Genomic DNA, 18,128 nt, shown 5'->3' with positions numbered 1-18,128 from the left:
CAACATCAATGGAAGGAAAGACAGTTCTAGTTGCTGGAGCGGCGGGATTTGTTCCTTCAACTCTTTGCGAACACTATTTAAAACTGGGGGCCAAGGTTATTGGTCTTGATAACTTTATTACTGGATCGGAATCAAATATTGAGCTTCTTTCAAAAAGCAAAAACTTTGAATTCCATAAACACAACATTTACGAATCTCTTCCAGATTTTAAATTGCAGAAGATCGATTATATTCTTTCAATGGCCTCTCCGGCCTCACCAATTGACTTTGGTTTAATCCCACTGGAAATTATGCGTGTAAATTCAGAAGGAACTCTGAAACTTCTGGAGCTGGCAAAAGAAAAGAATGCGCGTTTCTTAGAAGCTTCGACATCTGAAGTTTACGGAGACCCGGAAATTCACCCACAGACAGAAGACTACGTCGGACACGTTAACCCAATTGGACCGCGTTCGTGTTATGACGAATCAAAGCGTTTTGCTGAAGCCCTAACAATGAGCTTTCACACAAAATACAAAGTAGACACGAGAATCGTGCGTATCTTTAACACATACGGACCGCGTATGCGTCCAAACGATGGACGTGTTATCCCGAACTTTATCACGCAAGCGATGAGAGGGGAGGATTTGACTGTTTACGGAGACGGCTCGCAAACTCGTTCTTACTGTTACTCTACTGACTTAGTTCAGGCGATCCACAATGTTTTGATGAGCGATGACGTCACTCCATTTAACTGCGGTAACCCTGATGAGTACACAGTTAAGGAAACGGCTGAGCTAGTAATTAAAATTTTAGGAAGCAAATCAAAGATCAAGTATCTTCCACTTCCAAAAGATGACCCAAAAAGAAGAAGACCAAATATCGGCAAACTTCAAAGCATTTCTGACTACAAACCAGTGGTGAAGTTTGAAGACGGTATCAAAGCGACAGCGGAGTATTTTAAAACTTTACTATGAAAGTAGCGATTACCTGTGATTATTTATTAGGCAGAAGCCATTATGTGGAGATCATCGAGAGCCTTTGTGAGGTTTTTCCAGAAGCTCCTATTTATTGTTTTGCTCACAAAAGAGGAGCGATCTTAGGTCATATTGAACAAAGACCTATCAAGTCGACCTACTTAAGCAATATTGTTTCGACAGAAGAAGAGTTTTACCAGCACTCGAATAAGATTCCTTCGCTGGCAAAAAATCTTTTTGTTTCGTGTGAGTACGACCTCATTATCAATATTTCAAAAGGCTTCTCTCAAGGTCTGGCAAAGTGTGAGACGACAAAACTCATAACTTATCTTTACGATCTGGATTTGGATTCAAAGATTAAAAAAACATTTATGCAAAAAATCCTATCTCCAATGGTTTTTTCATGGATAAAAAAATCTCTGGGGCAAGCTGATAAAGTTCTTTCTTCAAGAGAGGATTTATTAACAACACTTCACGGTCTAAAAAACACAGAAGTGATTCCTCCGCCATTTAGAGTGTCGGATTATGCTCTTTTTCCAAAAGACATGTTTAAGCATCACTTCTTTTTGATTGAGGCCAAAGGTCTCAACATAAATGAAGCAACGAACTTGATTGAATGGATGAAAGAGTGGAATTACTCATTTCAATTCATCGGGCCGGATGCTCACTTAAGTTCAATTAAATCTCATTTTCCTGAAAACACTTTCTTTGGTGACCGTTGCAGCGGGGAGCATGCTCCTGTTCTAGCTTCATCTAAAGCTCTAGTGACTTTCAATACTGAAGACTTTCCGGCGCTGGCCCTTGGGACTTTGGCCACGGGAAGACCGGTTATTCTGGCCAAGCCTCTCTCAAAATGGCTTTCTGGTTTAGGAGTGGATTACGTTTCCCATTTCGATAAAGCTGAAATTAAAAAGGCCTTAGACAATGTTATGAGCGACAGCGTGCTTGAGGCGCAGAAATTGCGCGCCCACGTAATGGAGTACCATGACATTAAGTTCAAGGCACAAATGAAGCGAACGTTAGATAAAGCGTTTCATGAGATTCACCCTCATGACCACACTCACTCTAGCGACTGCTCTCAATGCAAGTAAAGAGCTTATCTAGGTTTGATCCCGTAGAATTTTGAAATGGCCCGAAGTGATTGTAGGCCTTTCCCGCTTGAAAGTGAGGAGAGACGCATCTTTGTTCAAAGCCTTTAAGTTTTCCATTCACCACATTTGATGGGTGAGTGGCACTCGACTTTGTTGTGTTAACCTGAATGGCAAAAGTCTGAACCAGTTTATGAACTCCACAGAAAGCGTTGAAGCTTTGGTATGAACTTCCCAGTGCTTTAATTAAATCCGCCTGAGTGGCCTTTTGGTTAATCTGACAGCTTGTTTTGTTTTGGTTTAGAGAGTTCCATGCGCGGATACAAGGCTGAATATTTCCAGCACTATTTGGCGTGAACTGAAACATCCCGATATTTAGTCTTGAAGCTGCATCCTGAGCAGGGTCTTCGTAAAACTTAACTCCCGCAGGTTTTCTGTATCCAGATGGACCAACTTTTGTCGCCACATTTTTTGATGTTGTCGTGTCTGCCGTGCTCAGTGATTCAGCGTAGGCCAGGCAAGAAAAGAGTCTTGTCCACGTGCTTAGAAGTTCTTTTTTAGCGGACTGATCACCACTTAGAACTTCCTGGCGAAGAGTGTTCACTGTATTGGCAAAGCGGTTAAGTTTATCAATCGTCGTTTGTCCCGGGACTTTATTAATAGTTGCTGAAAGAGTTGATGAAGTTACATTACAAAGTGGATGCCTGATGAGCGAAGTCGGGAAGTAAGCGCTGTCATCAGAGCTTGTTCCATAATAGCTTCCGATGTAGCCAACTTTAGCTGGAACATCATTGATCATCTCTTGCACGTAGTAGCTGATCTGATCTGCAAAATACTCGTGTGGAGCTTCGTCTGTAAAACATTGGTCAACTTGATCGTTATTGATAACTTGTCGTGGAGAACCTACGAGTTCATTGTTATTTTGCGAATCATCGACTTGAGCACCGACTTCTGCTCCAGCATTTAAGTAAGCGTCTTCTGCGAGTTCAGGCCCAAAATCCAGTGTAGGTTTAGTAGAGGGAGCTGGTGTTGGAGTCACCGGTGCCGGAGTAGGCGCTGGTGATGGCGATGGTTTTTTTGAACCCATGGCCTGGGCGTGAGTTGAAACAAGTGAACACAGAAGTGTGGCTAAGATGATTTTTGTTTTCATAGGAGCTTTTTCGGCTCGCTATGAAAAAATCTTAGGGTATCCGTCTAATAGTTAGAAGGTGGTGTTACAATTTCTTTAAGAAATCAATAGTTCTTTTCTCTTTTGGGTTTCCAAAAACATCTTGTGGAGTGCCTTGCTCAACTATTACTCCCTTATCCATGAAAATCACTCGGTCGGCCACTTCGCGGGCAAATCCCATTTCGTGAGTGACCACTACCATCGTCATCCCTGTGTGGGCGAGGTCTTTCATAACTTTGAGAACTTCACCAACAAGTTCAGGGTCAAGGGCACTAGTCGCTTCATCAAAAAGCATCACATCTGGTTTCATGGCAAGCGCTCTGGCGATGGCCACGCGTTGCTGTTGTCCACCAGAGAGGTCTCTTGGATAGGCGTGAGCTTTCTCTTTTAGACCTACGCTTTGAAGCAGGTCAAGGGCGCGTGTTTGGGCCTCATCTTTTGAGACTTTAAGCACGTTCATTGGGGCAAGGGTGATATTTTCCAGCACTGTTAAATGCGGGAAGAGATTAAAACTCTGAAACACCATTCCGATTTTCGTGCGGTAAATATCCAGCACGTGTTCTTTGGTGTTGTGTTCAATGATCTGACCTTTGAAATTAATTTCACCGCTGGTTGGCAGTTCAAGGTAATTCAAACAGCGAAGAAAAGTTGATTTTCCCGAACCAGATGGCCCGATAATAACCACCACTTCACCTTTAGTGATGTCAGTTGAAATATCTTTTAAGACTTCATTGTGTCCGAACACTTTTTTGATATTGGAGATTTTTAAAATTACTTCATTGGATTTCATTACACGCCTCCTTTTTGCAGCAGGCGGTTTTCCACACGGGAAGCAATAAAACTTAGAACCATAACGATGATTAAATACCCTAGAGCTGCCCAGACATACACTTCCCATACGCGGAGGTATTTAGCTCCCACACGTTGAGTGACATAGAGGAGTTCTCCAAGAGAGATAACTGAAACCAGTGATGTCTCCTTTGTCAGAGCAGAAAGTTCATTCACGACCGGTGGAATAATTCTTCTATAGGTCTGTGGGATAATAATTTTATACATGGTCTGATGGCGCGAAAGCCCCAGAGCTCTGGCCGCTTCACTCTGGCCCTTAGGAATAGAGAGAATTCCGGCGCGAAAAATTTCTGCCAAATAGGCAGCACTATTAAGTGAAAGGGCCAGGATACCTGCAGGAAAAGAATCGATAACCATATCAATTCCGTAATTAGAAAAAATAGTCGGAAGAGCAAAGTAGATAAAAAGAATCTGCAGCAGAAGTGGTGTCCCTCTAAAGAGAGTGACGTAGGCCACAGAAAACCAATTTAAAACTTTAATTGAAGAGATTCTCATCAGTGCGAGAATCATCCCCAGCATCAGTCCAAAAAAACCACTTATAAAAGTGAGCTTGAGAGTGATGACCATTCCTTCCGCCAGACGCGGAAGGACGATTGTTTTAGAGAATGCCCAAAAACCTAATTCAAATTCCATCTAGTACTTATAATGTAGGTTCAGTTTTTAGCCAATGCTTATAAATGCGTGAGTAAGTGCCGTTTGCTTTGATTGTCTTCACAGCATCTTCCAGCGCTTTTAAAAGTTTTGGATCAGCTTTTCTTACAGCAATTCCAATTGGCTCTGGCTTAAGCGCGTTTCCTGAAACCTTAAACGTTTTAGCATCAAGACCTGTGTAGTATCTTCCAACAGCTTCATCCGTTACGATAACGTCAGCTTGATTTGCTTTAAGGGCACTGAAGGTTTCAGTTGCACCTGGGAATGTTTTGATGGCCTTGATCTTTACACCTTTCTTTTGGATCGCCTCAACAGCAGTAAAAGATGTCGTGTCTACTTGAACCGCCACTGTTTTGCCGGCCAGTTCAGTATCTTTAGTAACCGCAGCTGCTGTTTGCTTAACAACAAAAACTTGTCCCATTGAAATATAAGGAACAAAGTTTACCGCTGCAGATCTCTCTGGAGTGATGTTCATTGATGACATAATAATGTCGTAACGGTTTGACTGAAGTCCTGCCAGGATTCCATCCCATGGTATAACGATAAATTCTGCTTCAACTTTTAAGATCTTTGCCAATTCGCGCGCCAGGTCTACGTCCAGACCGATGATTTTGCCGTCTGTCGCTTCAAACTCCATTGGAGGATAAGTTGTGTCCACGGCCACTTTAAGTTTTTTTGCCTTAACGACTGCATCTAAATCAGCGAAGGCAGAAAGTGAGAAAAGAGATGTAAGAAGAGTAGCTAAAACCAAAAGACGTTTCATAAAGGTCTCCGTAAATACTAAACGATTATTTATGGTAACGGGAACGTTTACGAATTGAAAAGGTTTTATTGAATAATGGTTTCGCCTTCTTCATTTAAGTTGCGAGGTGGTCTGAAGAAGAAAACCGGAACTGTCACCCAGAAGCGGTTTCCGAATTCATCGATCATCTGGTATTTTCCACGCATATTCCCATATGGAGAGTGAAGTGGGCAGAAGCTTGTGTATTCGAAAGATTCACCTGATTTAAGCATTGGCTGCTCACCAACAACACCTGATCCTTGAACGTCATACGTTTTTCCGTTTCCGTCCTTGATCTTCCAGTGGCGATGGATAACGCGACAAGCGACTTCACCGTTGTTAGTGATTTTGATTTTATAAGCGTAAAAGTACTGATTGTTCTCTGGAGATGAGCGCTCAGGAACGTAATGAGGGTAGACTTCGATTAATATACCTTGAGTTGTCTCAAAATAATATTCATTGGGTTCAATTGGATTAATCTGTTCCATGGGGCCTCAAAATGTGTTTTAGACGCTTCTCATACCAAAGGCGTTACACTTTTTAAAGCTTTGCACCAAACTTTTTAGTTTGGAGCCTGAAACAAGAGTTTGATTATAAGTACTTAAAATAATTAGGATTTTCTGCCGATAAGCTTTGAAATTGAGTTCCCATGCATGATAAAATGCGTGGAACTGATAAATATTTTGGAGATATATATGGAAGACAAAAACCTAAATCGTCGTTCGTTTTTCGGAATGGTGCTTGCTGCGGCTACTATCGTTCCTTTCGCCTTTAAGAGTGTTAAAGCTCAAGCTGCTGGATGCCCGACAACTCCTCCTGCTGGAAAGCAAGTAGCAAAAGTTGGAGAGGGAATGGCAAAGAGTTTAGAGTACGTTGAAGATGGAAAAACTTCGACAAACGCAAAACACAAGCCAGGACAAAATTGTGGAAACTGTAAGTACTACAATGACAAAAAAGCAGAAGGCGGATACGCTCCATGTACAATGATGGGGATGAAGTACGTAACAAACTGTGGATGGTGTAAATCTTACCTTGCGAAATAATTTTTGAATAAATTAATCTTTAGAAAAGGGAGTAACGAGAGTTACTCCTTTTTTTTGTCTAAATAGTTGGACTGATAAACGACACGGCCCATTTTCTGAATCTGTAAATCAATCATCTTTTGAAATGAAGCGAGGGCCGAAGCAGTATCTAGTTTTGGTTCTAGTATTTTTAAAGCTTCAACGCTTGCTTCTAGTGTTGAAAGAGCATTTTCCGCCGGGGCCTTTCTGATTCTGTAATCTGACTTTTCTTCTGGAGCTAATTTGATGGCCGGAATCTTTTGCAGGTTAGGTGATGAGAGATAAATCTTTTTGGCCTTTCTCCATGTCCCATCAATCAGTAAAAGGTGAGTGATGACTTCATTAGTTGCAGGTGTTGACTCCAGGACCTTTGCATCCTGACCTGGATAGAGAAGAGCGCACCTATTTTTTGAGTCACAAAGAAGTGTGTTGAGCTTTAAATCATTGGTGAAATCTTCTCCTACCATGACTGTCATCTCTTTAAAACTTTTCTTCATGATGCGAACAGTGTTGAGAGGGTGTTTTGTTTCACTCGGGTGCTGAAGCACGATTAAGTGGACATTGTTAGGAATAGATTTCAAAGTGTCACATAAGCAGCGGGACTTCAGAAAGTCGCATTGCTGGCAGAAAGCACGGCTTTCGCTCGTGAAAGAGTAATCTAAATTGTGTTGTTCCATATATTTTACCTGCGCTTTAATTTCGTTTGAATGCAGCTTAGGAGTTTTTTATCCGGAGTCTTATGAACTTTCTGACAGTCTTCCAGAGACTTGTTTACAAAGCTCATGCATCTTTCTTCACTGTCTCCAAAACGTGGGTCCTTTCTGTGTTTCATGCAGTAGAAGGCCAGGTTCTGGTTGATCTCAATCAGACGCTCATCCATCTGAGCACTTTTTTTTGTTTTAGGTTGAGACTTCGGGATGATCGTCGTAATCGATTTTTCCTTTTGTGGTTCCTGATAATTGATTTTTTCGTCAATGACGATTTCTTCTCTTGAAGGTTTTTCTTCACGTCTGGCAGGTTTCACCACGATCTCGGCCGGCCTCACATCTTCGCGGTAAACCGGACGAGTCGCCTGACGTGTTTGATGAGGAGACTTCACCTGAGGTGGAGGAGTGCTTTTGGCCGGCCTTTTCATGTAATAAGAATCACCGCGCTCAATTTGTAAAAAAGCGCGGTTAGTTTCATCAGAATAAGTTTTAGGTTCAGCTTTTTCTTCGGTCGAGCTACAGGCGACGACAAGGAGAAGAAAAAGGTAAGGGAAATATTTCATAATTTATTACAAGCGATTAACAAGTTCCGGGTAATCGACGAACGGGTTTCTGTTTCCCTGAAGCTGCATGATCTTTTCATTGCGCTCCATCTCAGCTTCATCCACCGGATCATCTGCATTCCATTTTTTTAAGTATTTTGCCTGAGTGGCATCAATATTCATTTTATATCTTGTAGAGAAATAATAAAGAGCTCTCGCAACATTTCCACGGTGTTCAATAGGCGGCTCAAACGATCTGATACTTGTACCGATCGCATTTCCGATCATTGAGTCCTGGCAATTGCTATGAGTGGCCTTTCCATCAACTTCAGCAAAAGGGTTGTTGTTTCTTGTTGAGTTGGCCTTCATGTCCACTGGAAATAGATGGTGCAGGTCGGTCTTTTGAAGCTCTGAAGGAAATTGTTTAGAGAACTTACTCTGAGGCCAGGTGTGTTCACAATTAATTACATTGGGATTAGGGATTTTTCCCGGACCTACACCTTGAGTCTGGTCAACTTCGATGTTGCAGTAGACTTCTTTAACCGAGTATTTTTTATTTCCATGAGTGACTAAAAAAAGATCGCCGAACATCAGTTCTCTGGCCTCTTGGTATGTTATGTCTCTTCTTTGTTCACTACAGTTACTTTCATCAGGGCAAGTGTCACTTAAAGTGTCACTTCCACCTTCATTCTTGATGTGAATTTTTTCAGACAGATTAAAAATTTCATTGCGCAGATCAGTTTGAGAAGTTTTCTGATTAGTAAGCTTCGCAACAGTTGACTCGGGATAATAGCTTACACTTGCAGTAGCATTAATGGCCCAAAGAACAAGCGGGAGCGCTAGCATCGTCTTCATAATTCTACATCCTTTTAAAAGTATTTAGACAGATTCGCTTTTGTATTTAATGTATTTTTTATTGTCTTAATACTAGAGTACTTTGACAACCTTTTTTCATTGGAGGAAATGACTCCAGTATAGATGATAGAGCTATTACGTCAGAGAATTGTTTGAATATTTTTAGGATTGGATTAAAATAATAAAATTAGTCTAAATGAATTGAGGTTTTTATGAAATATAGAAGTGAAATCACGGGTGTCGGCTCTTACGTTCCGCCAAAAGTTTACTCAAACTTTGATTTGGAAAAAATGATGGACACATCAGACGAATGGATTCAGCAAAGAACGGGGATTGTAGAGCGCCGTTGGGTTGATGCGGATGTTTCTACATCAGATCTTGCAGTTCACGCGAGCCTTGAGGCCATTAAGAATGCAGGTCTTGATAAAAAAGACATCGATATGATTATCTTCGCCACTCTAAGCCCTGATCATGATTTCCCTGGGACGGGGTGTTTTCTTCAAGCAAAACTAGACCTGCCTGAGATTGCTGTGCTCGATATTCGCCAGCAGTGTACCGGTTTTATTTACGGCCTAAGTATCGCTGATAAATTTATCCTAAGTGGATCACACAAAAATATTTTAGTTGTTGGGGCAGAAGTTCACTCCAAGGGACTTGATAAAACTCCTAACGGCAGAAACGTTGCGGTTTTATTCGGTGACGGGGCAGGAGCAGTTGTTGTTTCAAGAAAAGACCTGACTAATGACAAAACAGACTCGCGCATTATGACCACGCATTTATATGCTGATGGAGCTTACGCTAAAGAACTTTGGATTCCAGCTCCTGGAAATGCTCTTGGAAAAGATAGAATTAATCACCAGATGCTGGAAGAGGGTCAACACTTCCCGCAAATGAATGGTAAGACCGTTTTCGTTCATGCAACAAAGAGAATGGCAGAGTGTTTAGTGCATTCTTGTAAAGAAGCGGGTGTTTCGTTAAACGATGTCGACGTTTTCCTTTTCCACCAGGCTAATTTAAGAATCAATTCAAAAGTAGCAGAGATGCTCAATATCCCGGAGTCGAAAGTTTTTAATACGATTCAAAGCTACGGGAATACAACTGCAGCGACTATCCCATTGGGAATGAATGATGCAATTAAAGCAGGTGTCCTGAAAAAAGGAATGCTTGTGGCCAGCGCCGCTTTTGGTTCAGGGTTTACCTGGGCAAGTGCAGTGTGGAGATATTAAGAAAAATTGACGAGAACCAGGCACTGATGCTTTCAAGAAGGCTTGGTTTCTCACTCGCAATAGCTCGTCCCTGCATGATCTCCTGGTTTTTTCAGGAAGACTTTAACGTTTTTACCTTCATCAGGAGAGAGCTGAATTAAGCGCGAGTAAACCCAAACCGGATTTTTTAAACGTTCAGGGTGATCGGTTTTACCTTTGTAATCACCACCACCTTGGATTATCCAATCGCGAACCCATTCACGCCTTGGAATGTCTTTTAGTGTCCTCGAGATTAAATTCTTTTAGGTGGCGCTCAACCAAAGCTTCGTCGGTCGCATCCAAACCGACGAAGAGTTTTTGCACTTTACGATTGCCAGGCCCGACGTCCAGGGTTTGGCAAGGAAGGGCGTTTTCATCAGCAAAGTTTTTTAAACGCTTTACCAATTCACTGGTGTGTTCCAGTGACGGCATATCTTTTTTATTGACCATTAACGCCTTCACCAAATCCATTCAAGGATCGGCATAGGTGTTAAGAGAGAAAAGATGAGCGAATAAAAAAACTAAGTTTTTCATTTATTACTAGTGCGAGTAAATTTTAAAAACATGAAAAAAGTTAATATTAATCGCGTTCCAAATGCGCTCGAAAAATCCTTCCTTATGGCTGGCAATCGCACGTCCTTGGTAAGGACGAACAACGAAGTCAGCAACCACTGGAGCATCAAGGATAATCTCGCTGGCCTCAGCAGGAGAGATAATGTTTTTCTCCAGAGCTTCATCGCGAAGAGCTTCCCTGAACTTAGGGTGGGCAACGTTAATCAGTGCCACCGCTCTATCACCAGTTGTGCGACCTTTTAAAACCGCCGTTCCGTATTCAGTAACGACATAGTGAACACTCTCTGCAGGCGTTGTCACGTGTCCGTTATAAAGATCGAGAACGATACTTGAAAGCTCTCCATTTTTCGCCGTCGATCTGATGGCGATAATTGATTTACCACCATTACTTCTTGCGGCCCCAGACATGAACTCCACTTGTCCTCCTGGGCTTGAGAGTCGTCCTTCCGGCCCAAATTCAGCGTTTACATCTCCGGTTAGGCGGACTTGTAGAGCAGTGTTGACTGCGTGGAACTTATCTGTGTTTTGAATATTTGCTGGAGAGTTTACTGCTTCAGTTGTGACAAACTTCACGGACTTATTTTTATTAAGCCACTTATAAAGCTCCTCAGAACCATAAGCGAATCCGGTTTCTGCTTTTTTAGCAATCCCGCGCTCCATAATGTCTTTTAAGCTATCTCCAAACATTTCTGTTGAAATCACCAGATTCTTCTTTCCGGCATTTTGTAGTCCATCAGGAAGACCTCCGAAAATATTACCAATACCAATTTGCAGAGTAGAGCCGTTATCAATTAAGTTTCCTAACTCTTCTCCAATGCGTTTTTCAACATTGGTAAATGGCACTACAGGAGGACCCGCAAGTGCGGCCTTACTCTTAAACGAAGCCGTGATCTGGCTTGAGTGAATAATGTTATCTCCTGTCGTAAACGGAACGTTCTCATTGATTTCGGCAATGATTTTTACTTTCGGGTTACCTTCTAAGATCGCGTGGATCATATCATGATTAGGTCCAAGAGAGTGGTTTCCGTTTTTATCCGCAGGAGAGACACGCACGACAATAGCGTCGTACTTAAAATCTTTCATGGCCGGGTCTTTCATATAGCGAGGGAAGTCACTTAAGTAACCTGGAACATATTTTACATAACCTTCACCGTGAAGCTTTCTCATGTTCGATCCCACGAAGAAAGACTTAAAGCGAATTTTTCCATCAGCAAGTTCGGCCCCTTTTCTGAGAGTCGACTCGTTGATCCCATTAACTAATAAGGAAATTTCAAAACCTTTTTTAAGTTTTGGTGCCGCTTGAATCAAGGCACTCATCGCTTCAGGAGAAGCTCCGGCCGCGATAGGGAAGAAGATGCGTGCGCCGTCAGGAAGTTTTCCTACAGCTTGCATCAGCTCACCTTTTGGATCGTGACCTAATCCCTTGATGATGTTTGAGTAAGGGATTTGCGGTTCAGGTGGAAGAAGACCAGCTAAGTTTTTCTTAAAAGCGGCCGTTCCTTCTTTACCGTTTACAAAGACAATCACACCCGAGTGTCGCTCACTCGCAGCGTGCATTAGACGACGTCCAATTTCATAGTGGGCAGATGAACGTGAAACACCTAATTCGTTAAAGAGGTACTTGCGCTCTTCGTCTGATGCACCCGTTTTAGTTTTCCCAAGCTCGATACTTGCTGTCCAGGCCACGCAGTTGTCTGACTTACATGGACCGCGCTCTTCAGGATTTTTCAAAAAGTGCTTAACGTTTTTAGCTTCATCAGGTTTTAGCTGAATAAGGTGAGAGTATCCCCAAACCGGGTTATGCTCTCTTTCCGGGTAACGGTTAAATCCACCTTTAATCATCCATTCTTTGGCCCATTCATCGCGTGTGAGGTCTAGTTTACCCCAGCGATAAATTTGCGCCTTTGGATCGGCAGATGTACGAAGAACTCCGGAAACATATTCGTTTGGAACTTCAAAACCAAACTCTAGAGCTAGTGTTGGTTTATCTGCACTGTCGAGGTTAAACTCTTTTAGGTATTTCGCCACCAAAGCATTGTCGGTCATGTCCACCGCGACAAAGAGTTTTTGCACTCGTCTTTCGGCCGGACCAACTTCCAGGATTTGATAGGGAAGTTTATTGGCATCGGCGAATTTTTTTAAACGCCCGACAAGTTCACCGGTCTTTTCCATTCCCGGCATGTCTTGCTTGGCGATTAAGTTCTTAACTAATTCCGTACAAGGATCAGCGTAGAGATTAAACGAAAAGAGCAGTGCCGTGAGAAAAAATAAAATTTGCATTTTGTTTTTCATATTTTCTAATCCACTGGGTATTGTTTAGTTGCAGGCCAGCTTACGAATTTACCAAAGTTGCTATAGTTTGAGTTGTTGAAAGCTGCAGGATCGGCCCCTTCATCATAGACGAAGATAGCACTAGCGCGCTTATTGATGGCATCATCAATACCGTAATCACCAGTCACTCCTAGACCATCAAGAACTTCACCATATCTCTTCGAGCTGTCATAAGAGACGAGCCAGTTGATCATTTCCAGTTTCTTTTGGTCACTCTTTAATTCTTTTGGATAAATGCTGTTAAAAAGAGCAAGAGTCTTTTTATCGGCGAGCATTTCAGAGTGCAGATCGTTTGGATTTATGTCATTGATTAGTGTCTGCACCTGAGCAATGGCCTTTTGAATGACCGGGTCTTCTAATGTTTTATCCGGGTTTTTAATTCCCAGAACACTTAATCTCGTCTTTATTTCCAAAACGTGGGAGTAAACAGATTGGGCCTTACAGAAAATAAAACAGTGCTCACCACCGCCCTTTAAAAGGTTAGGGTAGTCAGGTCCATCGTGACCTCCGAAAGTAAACCTAACTCTAAAAAGAGCAGCACGTCTGACTTTCTGGTAGTAGTCGATTACACTTTTTTCATTGGGAGTTAGAAGATAAGACACTTCTAATGTCGGGCTTGATCCGATGGTTCTTCTCGTCAGATAAGTCTGAAGGTTTTTCCATGCTAGACCTGTTTCTTCAATCTCACCGAACCCACGCGCACCTGGAGTGTCGAGGTCGATAATGTAGTTACCAGCGCGCAGAAGACCGTGGTCGTTGTTCCAGTCTTTTTGAAGCGCGACCTGAGTCCCGAAGCTGTTTTCCAGATAGGCCTGAAGTTTTGGACCTGTCTGAGCGTTGAGCAGGATCACTGGGACATCCACCCCTTTGTCATTCTGTTTAAAAAAGACTGGGATTTTGTTTTTCTTTGCAAACTGCGCGATGAAGTTTCTGTGGTTCAAGTGGCTATCGAGATCGATAGTCTTGGCCACCTGGGCGTCCATCTTAGGGAGCATGGACTTGATGATCTTCATACAATCTTCGGCGTGGACCGAGGTTGGAAGAGAGTTAAAAAGGGCCAGTAACAGAACAAAAACAAAAGCTTTAAATTTCATTTTCACACCTATGAGAATGGTTCTCATTAATAAAAATAGACGAAATCTAAATACTTATCGGAAAGTCCGACAAAAACATTAAAGTATTAAAGTTTTTTGATCAGGTATTCGATAAGAAACCAAGTCCTTTTAAGGAGTTTTAGGTGAAAAAATATATTATTGCTTCAAATTTAATGGCCCTGGTACTTTTAGGCGGATGTGCAACGACGGCTCCTCATAAAGAGCGTGTGGTCGCTTCCAAAGAATATGAATGCCGTTTCAGTGAGACTATCGGTGGAGAAAAGACTGATTTCGTCTTCAATCCTAATGGACTTAAGCTGCAGATCATTGCCCCTAAAGCGGGAACAGAAGTCGTTTTCCTTGAGGAAGATAACTTTATCTCAGGTGGATTCACTTATGCTCAAGCAGCTAAGAAGGCCACGGACTGGGATGTTTCTAAGATTGAGTTTCTTTCATTTACAACCAATCCAAAAGTGACAGTGGACTTCAAGCGCACACCCGCTTCAAAGAAGATGACTGTTACAAAATTCTGCTCTCTTTAAACAATAAAAATTATTCAAACGCCGGAGTCTTTTTGTCAAAGAATAGACTCCGTCAATTTATTTACACCAGCTAACAAAAACTTTCATTCGCAAGTGATCTATTGCTAATCAGTTTCAATCATTGCGACCATAAAATACAAACATAAATCAAGGATGATATATGAATTCGAAACTTTTAGTTGTTTCACTATTCTCGCTCGTTTTCTCTCTATCTGCTCATGCGACACCGTTCAACGGCTACATCGTAAAAGTTAAAAAAGGCTCAAACTTCTTATCTAGCAAAGCAATCTCAACTTACGGACAAGTGACAAAAACTGCTGATACTGGTTTTGGAACTTTCGCTCGCCTGGAGACAAATAAAGGTCTTTCAGACAAAGCTATGCAGACACTTGCTAACAACCCGGACATCGAATACATCGAGCCCAATTACATCATCTCGCTTGAGAGTGTAAAAGGTGAAGCTCCAAAAGATGCTTCTTTTTCTAAGCAATGGGGTCTATCTAACAACGGTAAAAACGGCGGGATCTTCTCTCCGGGTATTGCTGGTGAAGATATCAATGCGATGAAGGCGTGGGACATCACAAAAGGTGCAACAGGTGATAAGACAATTAAGATCGCAGTTATCGATACAGGTGTGGAGTACACTCACCCTGATCTAAAAGCTCAAATGGATGTTAACCTTGCTGAGCTTAATGGAAAACCGGGTGTTGATGATGACGGAAACGGGTACGTAGATGATATCTACGGATACGACTTTGCTAATAAGGACGGTGACCCGGCCGATGGACATGGACACGGGACTCACTGTGCAGGTGTTATCGGTGCTGGCCACAACAACATCGGTGTTGCTGGTGTGATGGCCAACGTAAAAATCGTTGCGATTAAATTTCTTTCAGACAAAGGTTCAGGAGAAACAATCGATGCTATCGCAGCTATCGACTACGCTATTAAAAGAGGCGTAAATGTTATGTCGAACTCATGGGGTGGTGGAGATAAAGAACAATCACTTCTTGATGCCATCACAGCAGCTGAGCAAGCGGGCATTACTTTTGTTGCGGCAGCAGGAAATGAGTCAAACAATAACGATTCAACTCCAAGCTACCCGGCAAACTACGACGTCTCAAACGTCATTTCAGTAGGGTCTTATACATCTGCTGGAGCAAGATCAAGTTTCTCTAACTATGGCCTAAAGACTGTTCACGTAACAGCTCCAGGCTCGACGATCCTTTCAACTTACAAAGGCTCGTACGCTAACCTTTCAGGAACTTCGATGGCCACTCCACACGTTTCTGGGGTTGTAGGGCTTCTTCTTTCAAAAGAACCGGGACTTACACCTGCTGAAATTAGAGAAAGACTGATAAGAACGTCAACTCAGACGACTAAACTAAAGTCTTCTTCACTATCTGGCGGGCGTGTAGATGCTTACCGTGCACTAATGAACAACTAGTCATTTGCCTAAAAATGCGTTAAAAAGGGCCCATATATTATATGGGCCCTTTTATTTTTTAGGACGACAGTGACAGAACAAACCAGCAGACCATTTACCGTTAAAAAAAGTGTGAAAGAGGGCGACCCTCTTGTCATGATCGACTTCCTGGAAAAACACACAAAGCTTTCAAAGAGTGTTTTAAAAAAAGTTCTCAATAACGGTGGAGTCTGGTTAAGAAAGCTTAACAACTCAAAGAGACTAAGAACCAGAAGAGCGACAGCTGAACTCACTAATGAATCCCATGTAGAATTCTTTTTTGATCCTCGTTACCTTTCTTTAGAAGTTCCAGAGTCGCGCGAAGTTTTAGCACAGAAAGAATGGGGGATTTGGTACAAACCACCAGGGCTTTTATCTCAGGGGACAGACTTTGGTGATCATTGCAGTATTTTAAGACAAGTTGAGAAGGCCAAAGGGAAAGCTTACCTGATTCATAGGTTGGACCGCGAAGCACACGGGCTTATGGTCTTTGCTTACACTCATCATGCGGCCGGTTCACTTTCAAAGTTGTGGCAAAACAGTGATGTCGAAAAATTTTATAAAGTTGAAGTCGTAGGTAATATCCAAAAAAGATACCCATCAGGCGGCGAAATTAAATTCCAGATTGATGGGAAAAACGCTTACACTACATTTACGATACTGGAACAAAAAGAACACACGGCCATTCTTCTCGTGCAAATTCATACGGGAAGACTTCACCAGATCAGACGTCACTTCGAGGAGCTGGGTTATCCAGTTTTGGGCGATCCAAAATACGGAACAGGAAATAAAAATAGTGAAGGTATCCGTTTGATGGCCTACCAGCTAAAATTCACTGATCCACTTTCAAAGAAAGCTATTAATTTTGAATTGTCAGACGTAGCTTTCTAATTCTATTGCGGTAGAAAGCAATCAGGAAAACACACATACATGTCAGACCGATCGCAAGACCGATCCAAAGGCCGCGTGCCTCCATGCCATTTTTGTAGGCAAGGTATGCTCCAATTGGAAGACCGATTACCCAGTAAGAAATAAGTCCCAGGATCATCGGTATTTTAGTTTCGTTAAGCCCTCTCATGACACCCGATAAAACCACCTGCACACCATCCGGGATTTGAAAAATTCCTACCCAGAATAAAAGCGCACTTCCGTATAAAATAACCGGTTCATCTAAAGTGGCCAATCCCATGACCTGTTTGGGAATTAAGAGATAAATGGTGGCGAAGATAACCTGAAGAACCAAGACAAGGGTAATGGAGCCCAGGCTGTAGCGGATAATTCCTTCAAGCGATTTTTTTCCAAATTGCTCACCGACTAAAACTGAAATAGCGCTACCTAGTGCTAGTGGAACCATAAAAGTCAAAGAGGTGATATTGATGACTAAACTTTGAGCGGCCCCGGCCACCAGGCTCATTCCACCAACTAAAATAGTGACCACAGAAAAAATCAAGACTTCACATAAAAGGGCAAAAGCAATCGGAGTTCCGAGCTTTAAAATTTTTCTGATAGATTCCATGTTCTGCTCAGCTTTAAATTCAGTCACAAACTTCATATAAATAAAAACAGTGATGGCCATAAGAAAGCGACACAGTAGAGTCGCGATGGCCGCTCCTTTGATGCCGAAGCCCCCAAAGCTGCCATAACCAAACATGAAGAAAATATTTAAAAAGACGTTAACGACATTATAGAAAAGAATAATCGCATTAGGCGCATAGGTGTGCCCCTGGGCCTGTAAGTAATCTTTTGTTGCCTGAAAAACAAAGGCCGGAAAAAGTGAGATCGATGTGATTTGCAGGAATGTGATCACATGAGGAACAATTTCAGGAGTCAGTTTAAAGTAACCGATATAAAGATCGGCGTAAAAAAGAATCGTGCTCAGAATGAGTGAGAGAAAAAAACTCACATAATAAGCATTAAAAAGGAGAGTTGGGTCTTTTTTTCCTTCACCTTTAAGTTGTGAGGCCAGAGGTCCGGTGCAAAGGAGGATCCCCACGCCAATCATTAAGAAAGGGGAGAAAATCGTCGCGGCCACACCTATAGAGGCTACGGCCAGGCTGGAGTAGCGCCCGGCCACCATGATATCACCTACACCAAACAACATTTGTCCGATCTGACCTGCGATAATTGGCAGGGAGAAAATCAATATTTCTTTAGCTGTGGCGATATTTTTTCTTAGTGACATTGCACAGTAGTTTACAAATAATCTTTTACTATAGACAATGAA

General features: G+C 42.2%; 19 protein-coding genes. 7 read left to right on the top strand and 12 right to left on the bottom strand.

Going from position 1 to position 18,128, the window contains the following annotated elements:
• The first annotated feature begins 8 nt into the window (after positions 1-8).
• Positions 9-953, top strand: a complete 945-nt coding sequence (locus ACN20O_RS01045) for a UDP-glucuronic acid decarboxylase family protein (RefSeq protein ID WP_491639248.1) — start codon at positions 9-11, stop codon at positions 951-953.
• Entirely contained in the window at positions 950-2,044 is a 1,095-nt protein-coding gene (locus ACN20O_RS01040; RefSeq protein ID WP_491636329.1) for a glycosyltransferase family protein, read from the top strand. Before ACN20O_RS01045 ends, ACN20O_RS01040 begins: the two co-directional genes overlap by 4 nt.
• On the opposite strand, the gene ACN20O_RS01035 is transcribed toward ACN20O_RS01040, so the two are convergent.
• From ACN20O_RS01035 to apaG, 5 genes are all read right to left on the bottom strand, one after another.
• The gene (locus tag ACN20O_RS01035) at positions 2,019-3,191 is read right to left on the bottom strand and encodes a hypothetical protein (protein ID WP_491636327.1); all 1,173 of its coding nucleotides are present in this window, start codon (positions 3,189-3,191) and stop codon (positions 2,019-2,021) included. The two genes, ACN20O_RS01040 and ACN20O_RS01035, sit on opposite strands and share 26 nt — an antisense overlap.
• 64 nt (positions 3,192-3,255) lie before the next feature.
• On the bottom strand, positions 3,256-3,999 hold the full coding sequence (locus ACN20O_RS01030) for an amino acid ABC transporter ATP-binding protein (RefSeq protein WP_491636325.1): 744 nt from the start codon (positions 3,997-3,999) through the stop codon (positions 3,256-3,258).
• Entirely contained in the window at positions 3,999-4,691 is a 693-nt protein-coding gene (locus ACN20O_RS01025) for an amino acid ABC transporter permease (protein ID WP_491636323.1), read from the bottom strand. Before ACN20O_RS01025 ends, ACN20O_RS01030 begins: the two co-directional genes overlap by 1 nt.
• Before the next feature lie 7 nt (positions 4,692-4,698).
• Entirely contained in the window at positions 4,699-5,472 is a 774-nt protein-coding gene (locus tag ACN20O_RS01020) for an ABC transporter substrate-binding protein (protein ID WP_491636321.1), read from the bottom strand.
• Positions 5,473-5,537: 65 nt separating this feature from the next.
• Positions 5,538-5,978: a Co2+/Mg2+ efflux protein ApaG gene (gene apaG, locus ACN20O_RS01015; protein WP_491636319.1), complete on the bottom strand. Its 441-nt coding sequence runs from the start codon at positions 5,976-5,978 to the stop codon at positions 5,538-5,540.
• 207 nt (positions 5,979-6,185) lie between these two features.
• On the opposite strand from apaG, the gene ACN20O_RS01010 reads away from it, so the two are divergent.
• Positions 6,186-6,533 carry a high-potential iron-sulfur protein gene (locus ACN20O_RS01010; RefSeq protein WP_491636317.1) on the top strand — a complete coding sequence of 116 codons (348 nt, stop codon included), beginning with the start codon at positions 6,186-6,188 and terminating at the stop codon, positions 6,531-6,533.
• Positions 6,534-6,574: 41 nt separating this feature from the next.
• Here the strand turns inward: ACN20O_RS01010 and ACN20O_RS01005 are convergent, their stop codons facing one another.
• The 3 genes from ACN20O_RS01005 to ACN20O_RS00995 are packed head-to-tail and all read right to left on the bottom strand — an operon-like array spanning position 6,575 to position 8,655.
• A complete protein-coding gene (locus ACN20O_RS01005; protein ID WP_491636315.1) occupies positions 6,575-7,228 on the bottom strand; it encodes a tRNA-uridine aminocarboxypropyltransferase in 654 nt (217 codons plus the stop codon).
• 5 nt (positions 7,229-7,233) lie between these two features.
• On the bottom strand, positions 7,234-7,821 hold the full coding sequence (locus ACN20O_RS01000; RefSeq protein WP_491636313.1) for a hypothetical protein: 588 nt from the start codon (positions 7,819-7,821) through the stop codon (positions 7,234-7,236).
• 6 nt (positions 7,822-7,827) lie between these two features.
• A complete protein-coding gene (locus ACN20O_RS00995; RefSeq protein WP_491636311.1) occupies positions 7,828-8,655 on the bottom strand; it encodes an endonuclease I family protein in 828 nt (275 codons plus the stop codon).
• 212 nt (positions 8,656-8,867) lie between these two features.
• On the opposite strand from ACN20O_RS00995, the gene ACN20O_RS00990 reads away from it, so the two are divergent.
• On the top strand, positions 8,868-9,881 hold the full coding sequence (locus ACN20O_RS00990) for a 3-oxoacyl-ACP synthase III family protein (RefSeq protein WP_491636309.1): 1,014 nt from the start codon (positions 8,868-8,870) through the stop codon (positions 9,879-9,881).
• A 237-nt stretch (positions 9,882-10,118) separates the two neighbouring features.
• Here the strand turns inward: ACN20O_RS00990 and ACN20O_RS00985 are convergent, their stop codons facing one another.
• From ACN20O_RS00985 to ACN20O_RS00975, 3 genes are all read right to left on the bottom strand, one after another.
• Positions 10,119-10,370 carry a hypothetical protein gene (locus ACN20O_RS00985; RefSeq protein WP_491636307.1) on the bottom strand — a complete coding sequence of 84 codons (252 nt, stop codon included), beginning with the start codon at positions 10,368-10,370 and terminating at the stop codon, positions 10,119-10,121.
• 69 nt (positions 10,371-10,439) lie between these two features.
• Positions 10,440-12,764: an acetyl-CoA hydrolase/transferase family protein gene (locus ACN20O_RS00980; protein WP_491636305.1), complete on the bottom strand. Its 2,325-nt coding sequence runs from the start codon at positions 12,762-12,764 to the stop codon at positions 10,440-10,442.
• Positions 12,765-12,769: 5 nt separating this feature from the next.
• Entirely contained in the window at positions 12,770-13,897 is a 1,128-nt protein-coding gene (locus ACN20O_RS00975; protein ID WP_491636303.1) for a hypothetical protein, read from the bottom strand.
• A 143-nt stretch (positions 13,898-14,040) separates the two neighbouring features.
• On the opposite strand from ACN20O_RS00975, the gene ACN20O_RS00970 reads away from it, so the two are divergent.
• From ACN20O_RS00970 to ACN20O_RS00960, 3 genes are all read left to right on the top strand, one after another.
• A complete protein-coding gene (locus ACN20O_RS00970; protein WP_491636301.1) occupies positions 14,041-14,439 on the top strand; it encodes a hypothetical protein in 399 nt (132 codons plus the stop codon).
• Between the two features lie 160 nt (positions 14,440-14,599).
• A complete protein-coding gene (locus ACN20O_RS00965) occupies positions 14,600-15,886 on the top strand; it encodes a S8 family peptidase (RefSeq protein ID WP_491636299.1) in 1,287 nt (428 codons plus the stop codon).
• 69 nt (positions 15,887-15,955) lie between these two features.
• Positions 15,956-16,795: an RluA family pseudouridine synthase gene (locus tag ACN20O_RS00960; RefSeq protein ID WP_491636297.1), complete on the top strand. Its 840-nt coding sequence runs from the start codon at positions 15,956-15,958 to the stop codon at positions 16,793-16,795.
• Here ACN20O_RS00960 and ACN20O_RS00955 read toward each other — a convergent pair.
• A complete protein-coding gene (locus tag ACN20O_RS00955; RefSeq protein ID WP_491636295.1) occupies positions 16,764-18,086 on the bottom strand; it encodes an MATE family efflux transporter in 1,323 nt (440 codons plus the stop codon). The two genes, ACN20O_RS00960 and ACN20O_RS00955, sit on opposite strands and share 32 nt — an antisense overlap.
• Between the last annotated feature and the right edge of the window lie 42 nt (positions 18,087-18,128).

Source organism: Bacteriovorax sp. As-1, assembly GCF_058446905.1.
This window is presented reverse-complemented; position numbering and strand designations above follow the sequence as displayed.

Excerpts from the sequence above, each read along its gene's own strand:
- ACN20O_RS01045 (WP_491639248.1), top strand. The coding sequence starts at position 9 with ATGGAAGGAAAGACAGTTCTAGTTGCTGGAGCGGCGGGATTTGTTCCT.
- ACN20O_RS01040 (WP_491636329.1), top strand. The coding sequence starts at position 950 with ATGAAAGTAGCGATTACCTGTGATTATTTATTAGGCAGAAGCCATTAT.
- ACN20O_RS01035 (WP_491636327.1), bottom strand. The coding sequence starts at position 3,191 with ATGAAAACAAAAATCATCTTAGCCACACTTCTGTGTTCACTTGTTTCA.
- ACN20O_RS01030 (WP_491636325.1), bottom strand. The coding sequence starts at position 3,999 with ATGAAATCCAATGAAGTAATTTTAAAAATCTCCAATATCAAAAAAGTG.
- ACN20O_RS01025 (WP_491636323.1), bottom strand. The coding sequence starts at position 4,691 with ATGGAATTTGAATTAGGTTTTTGGGCATTCTCTAAAACAATCGTCCTT.
- ACN20O_RS01020 (WP_491636321.1), bottom strand. The coding sequence starts at position 5,472 with ATGAAACGTCTTTTGGTTTTAGCTACTCTTCTTACATCTCTTTTCTCA.
- apaG (WP_491636319.1), bottom strand. The coding sequence starts at position 5,978 with ATGGAACAGATTAATCCAATTGAACCCAATGAATATTATTTTGAGACA.
- ACN20O_RS01010 (WP_491636317.1), top strand. The coding sequence starts at position 6,186 with ATGGAAGACAAAAACCTAAATCGTCGTTCGTTTTTCGGAATGGTGCTT.
- ACN20O_RS01005 (WP_491636315.1), bottom strand. The coding sequence starts at position 7,228 with ATGGAACAACACAATTTAGATTACTCTTTCACGAGCGAAAGCCGTGCT.
- ACN20O_RS01000 (WP_491636313.1), bottom strand. The coding sequence starts at position 7,821 with ATGAAATATTTCCCTTACCTTTTTCTTCTCCTTGTCGTCGCCTGTAGC.
- ACN20O_RS00995 (WP_491636311.1), bottom strand. The coding sequence starts at position 8,655 with ATGAAGACGATGCTAGCGCTCCCGCTTGTTCTTTGGGCCATTAATGCT.
- ACN20O_RS00990 (WP_491636309.1), top strand. The coding sequence starts at position 8,868 with ATGAAATATAGAAGTGAAATCACGGGTGTCGGCTCTTACGTTCCGCCA.
- ACN20O_RS00985 (WP_491636307.1), bottom strand. The coding sequence starts at position 10,370 with ATGGATTTGGTGAAGGCGTTAATGGTCAATAAAAAAGATATGCCGTCA.
- ACN20O_RS00980 (WP_491636305.1), bottom strand. The coding sequence starts at position 12,764 with ATGAAAAACAAAATGCAAATTTTATTTTTTCTCACGGCACTGCTCTTT.
- ACN20O_RS00975 (WP_491636303.1), bottom strand. The coding sequence starts at position 13,897 with ATGAAATTTAAAGCTTTTGTTTTTGTTCTGTTACTGGCCCTTTTTAAC.
- ACN20O_RS00965 (WP_491636299.1), top strand. The coding sequence starts at position 14,600 with ATGAATTCGAAACTTTTAGTTGTTTCACTATTCTCGCTCGTTTTCTCT.
- ACN20O_RS00955 (WP_491636295.1), bottom strand. The coding sequence starts at position 18,086 with ATGTCACTAAGAAAAAATATCGCCACAGCTAAAGAAATATTGATTTTC.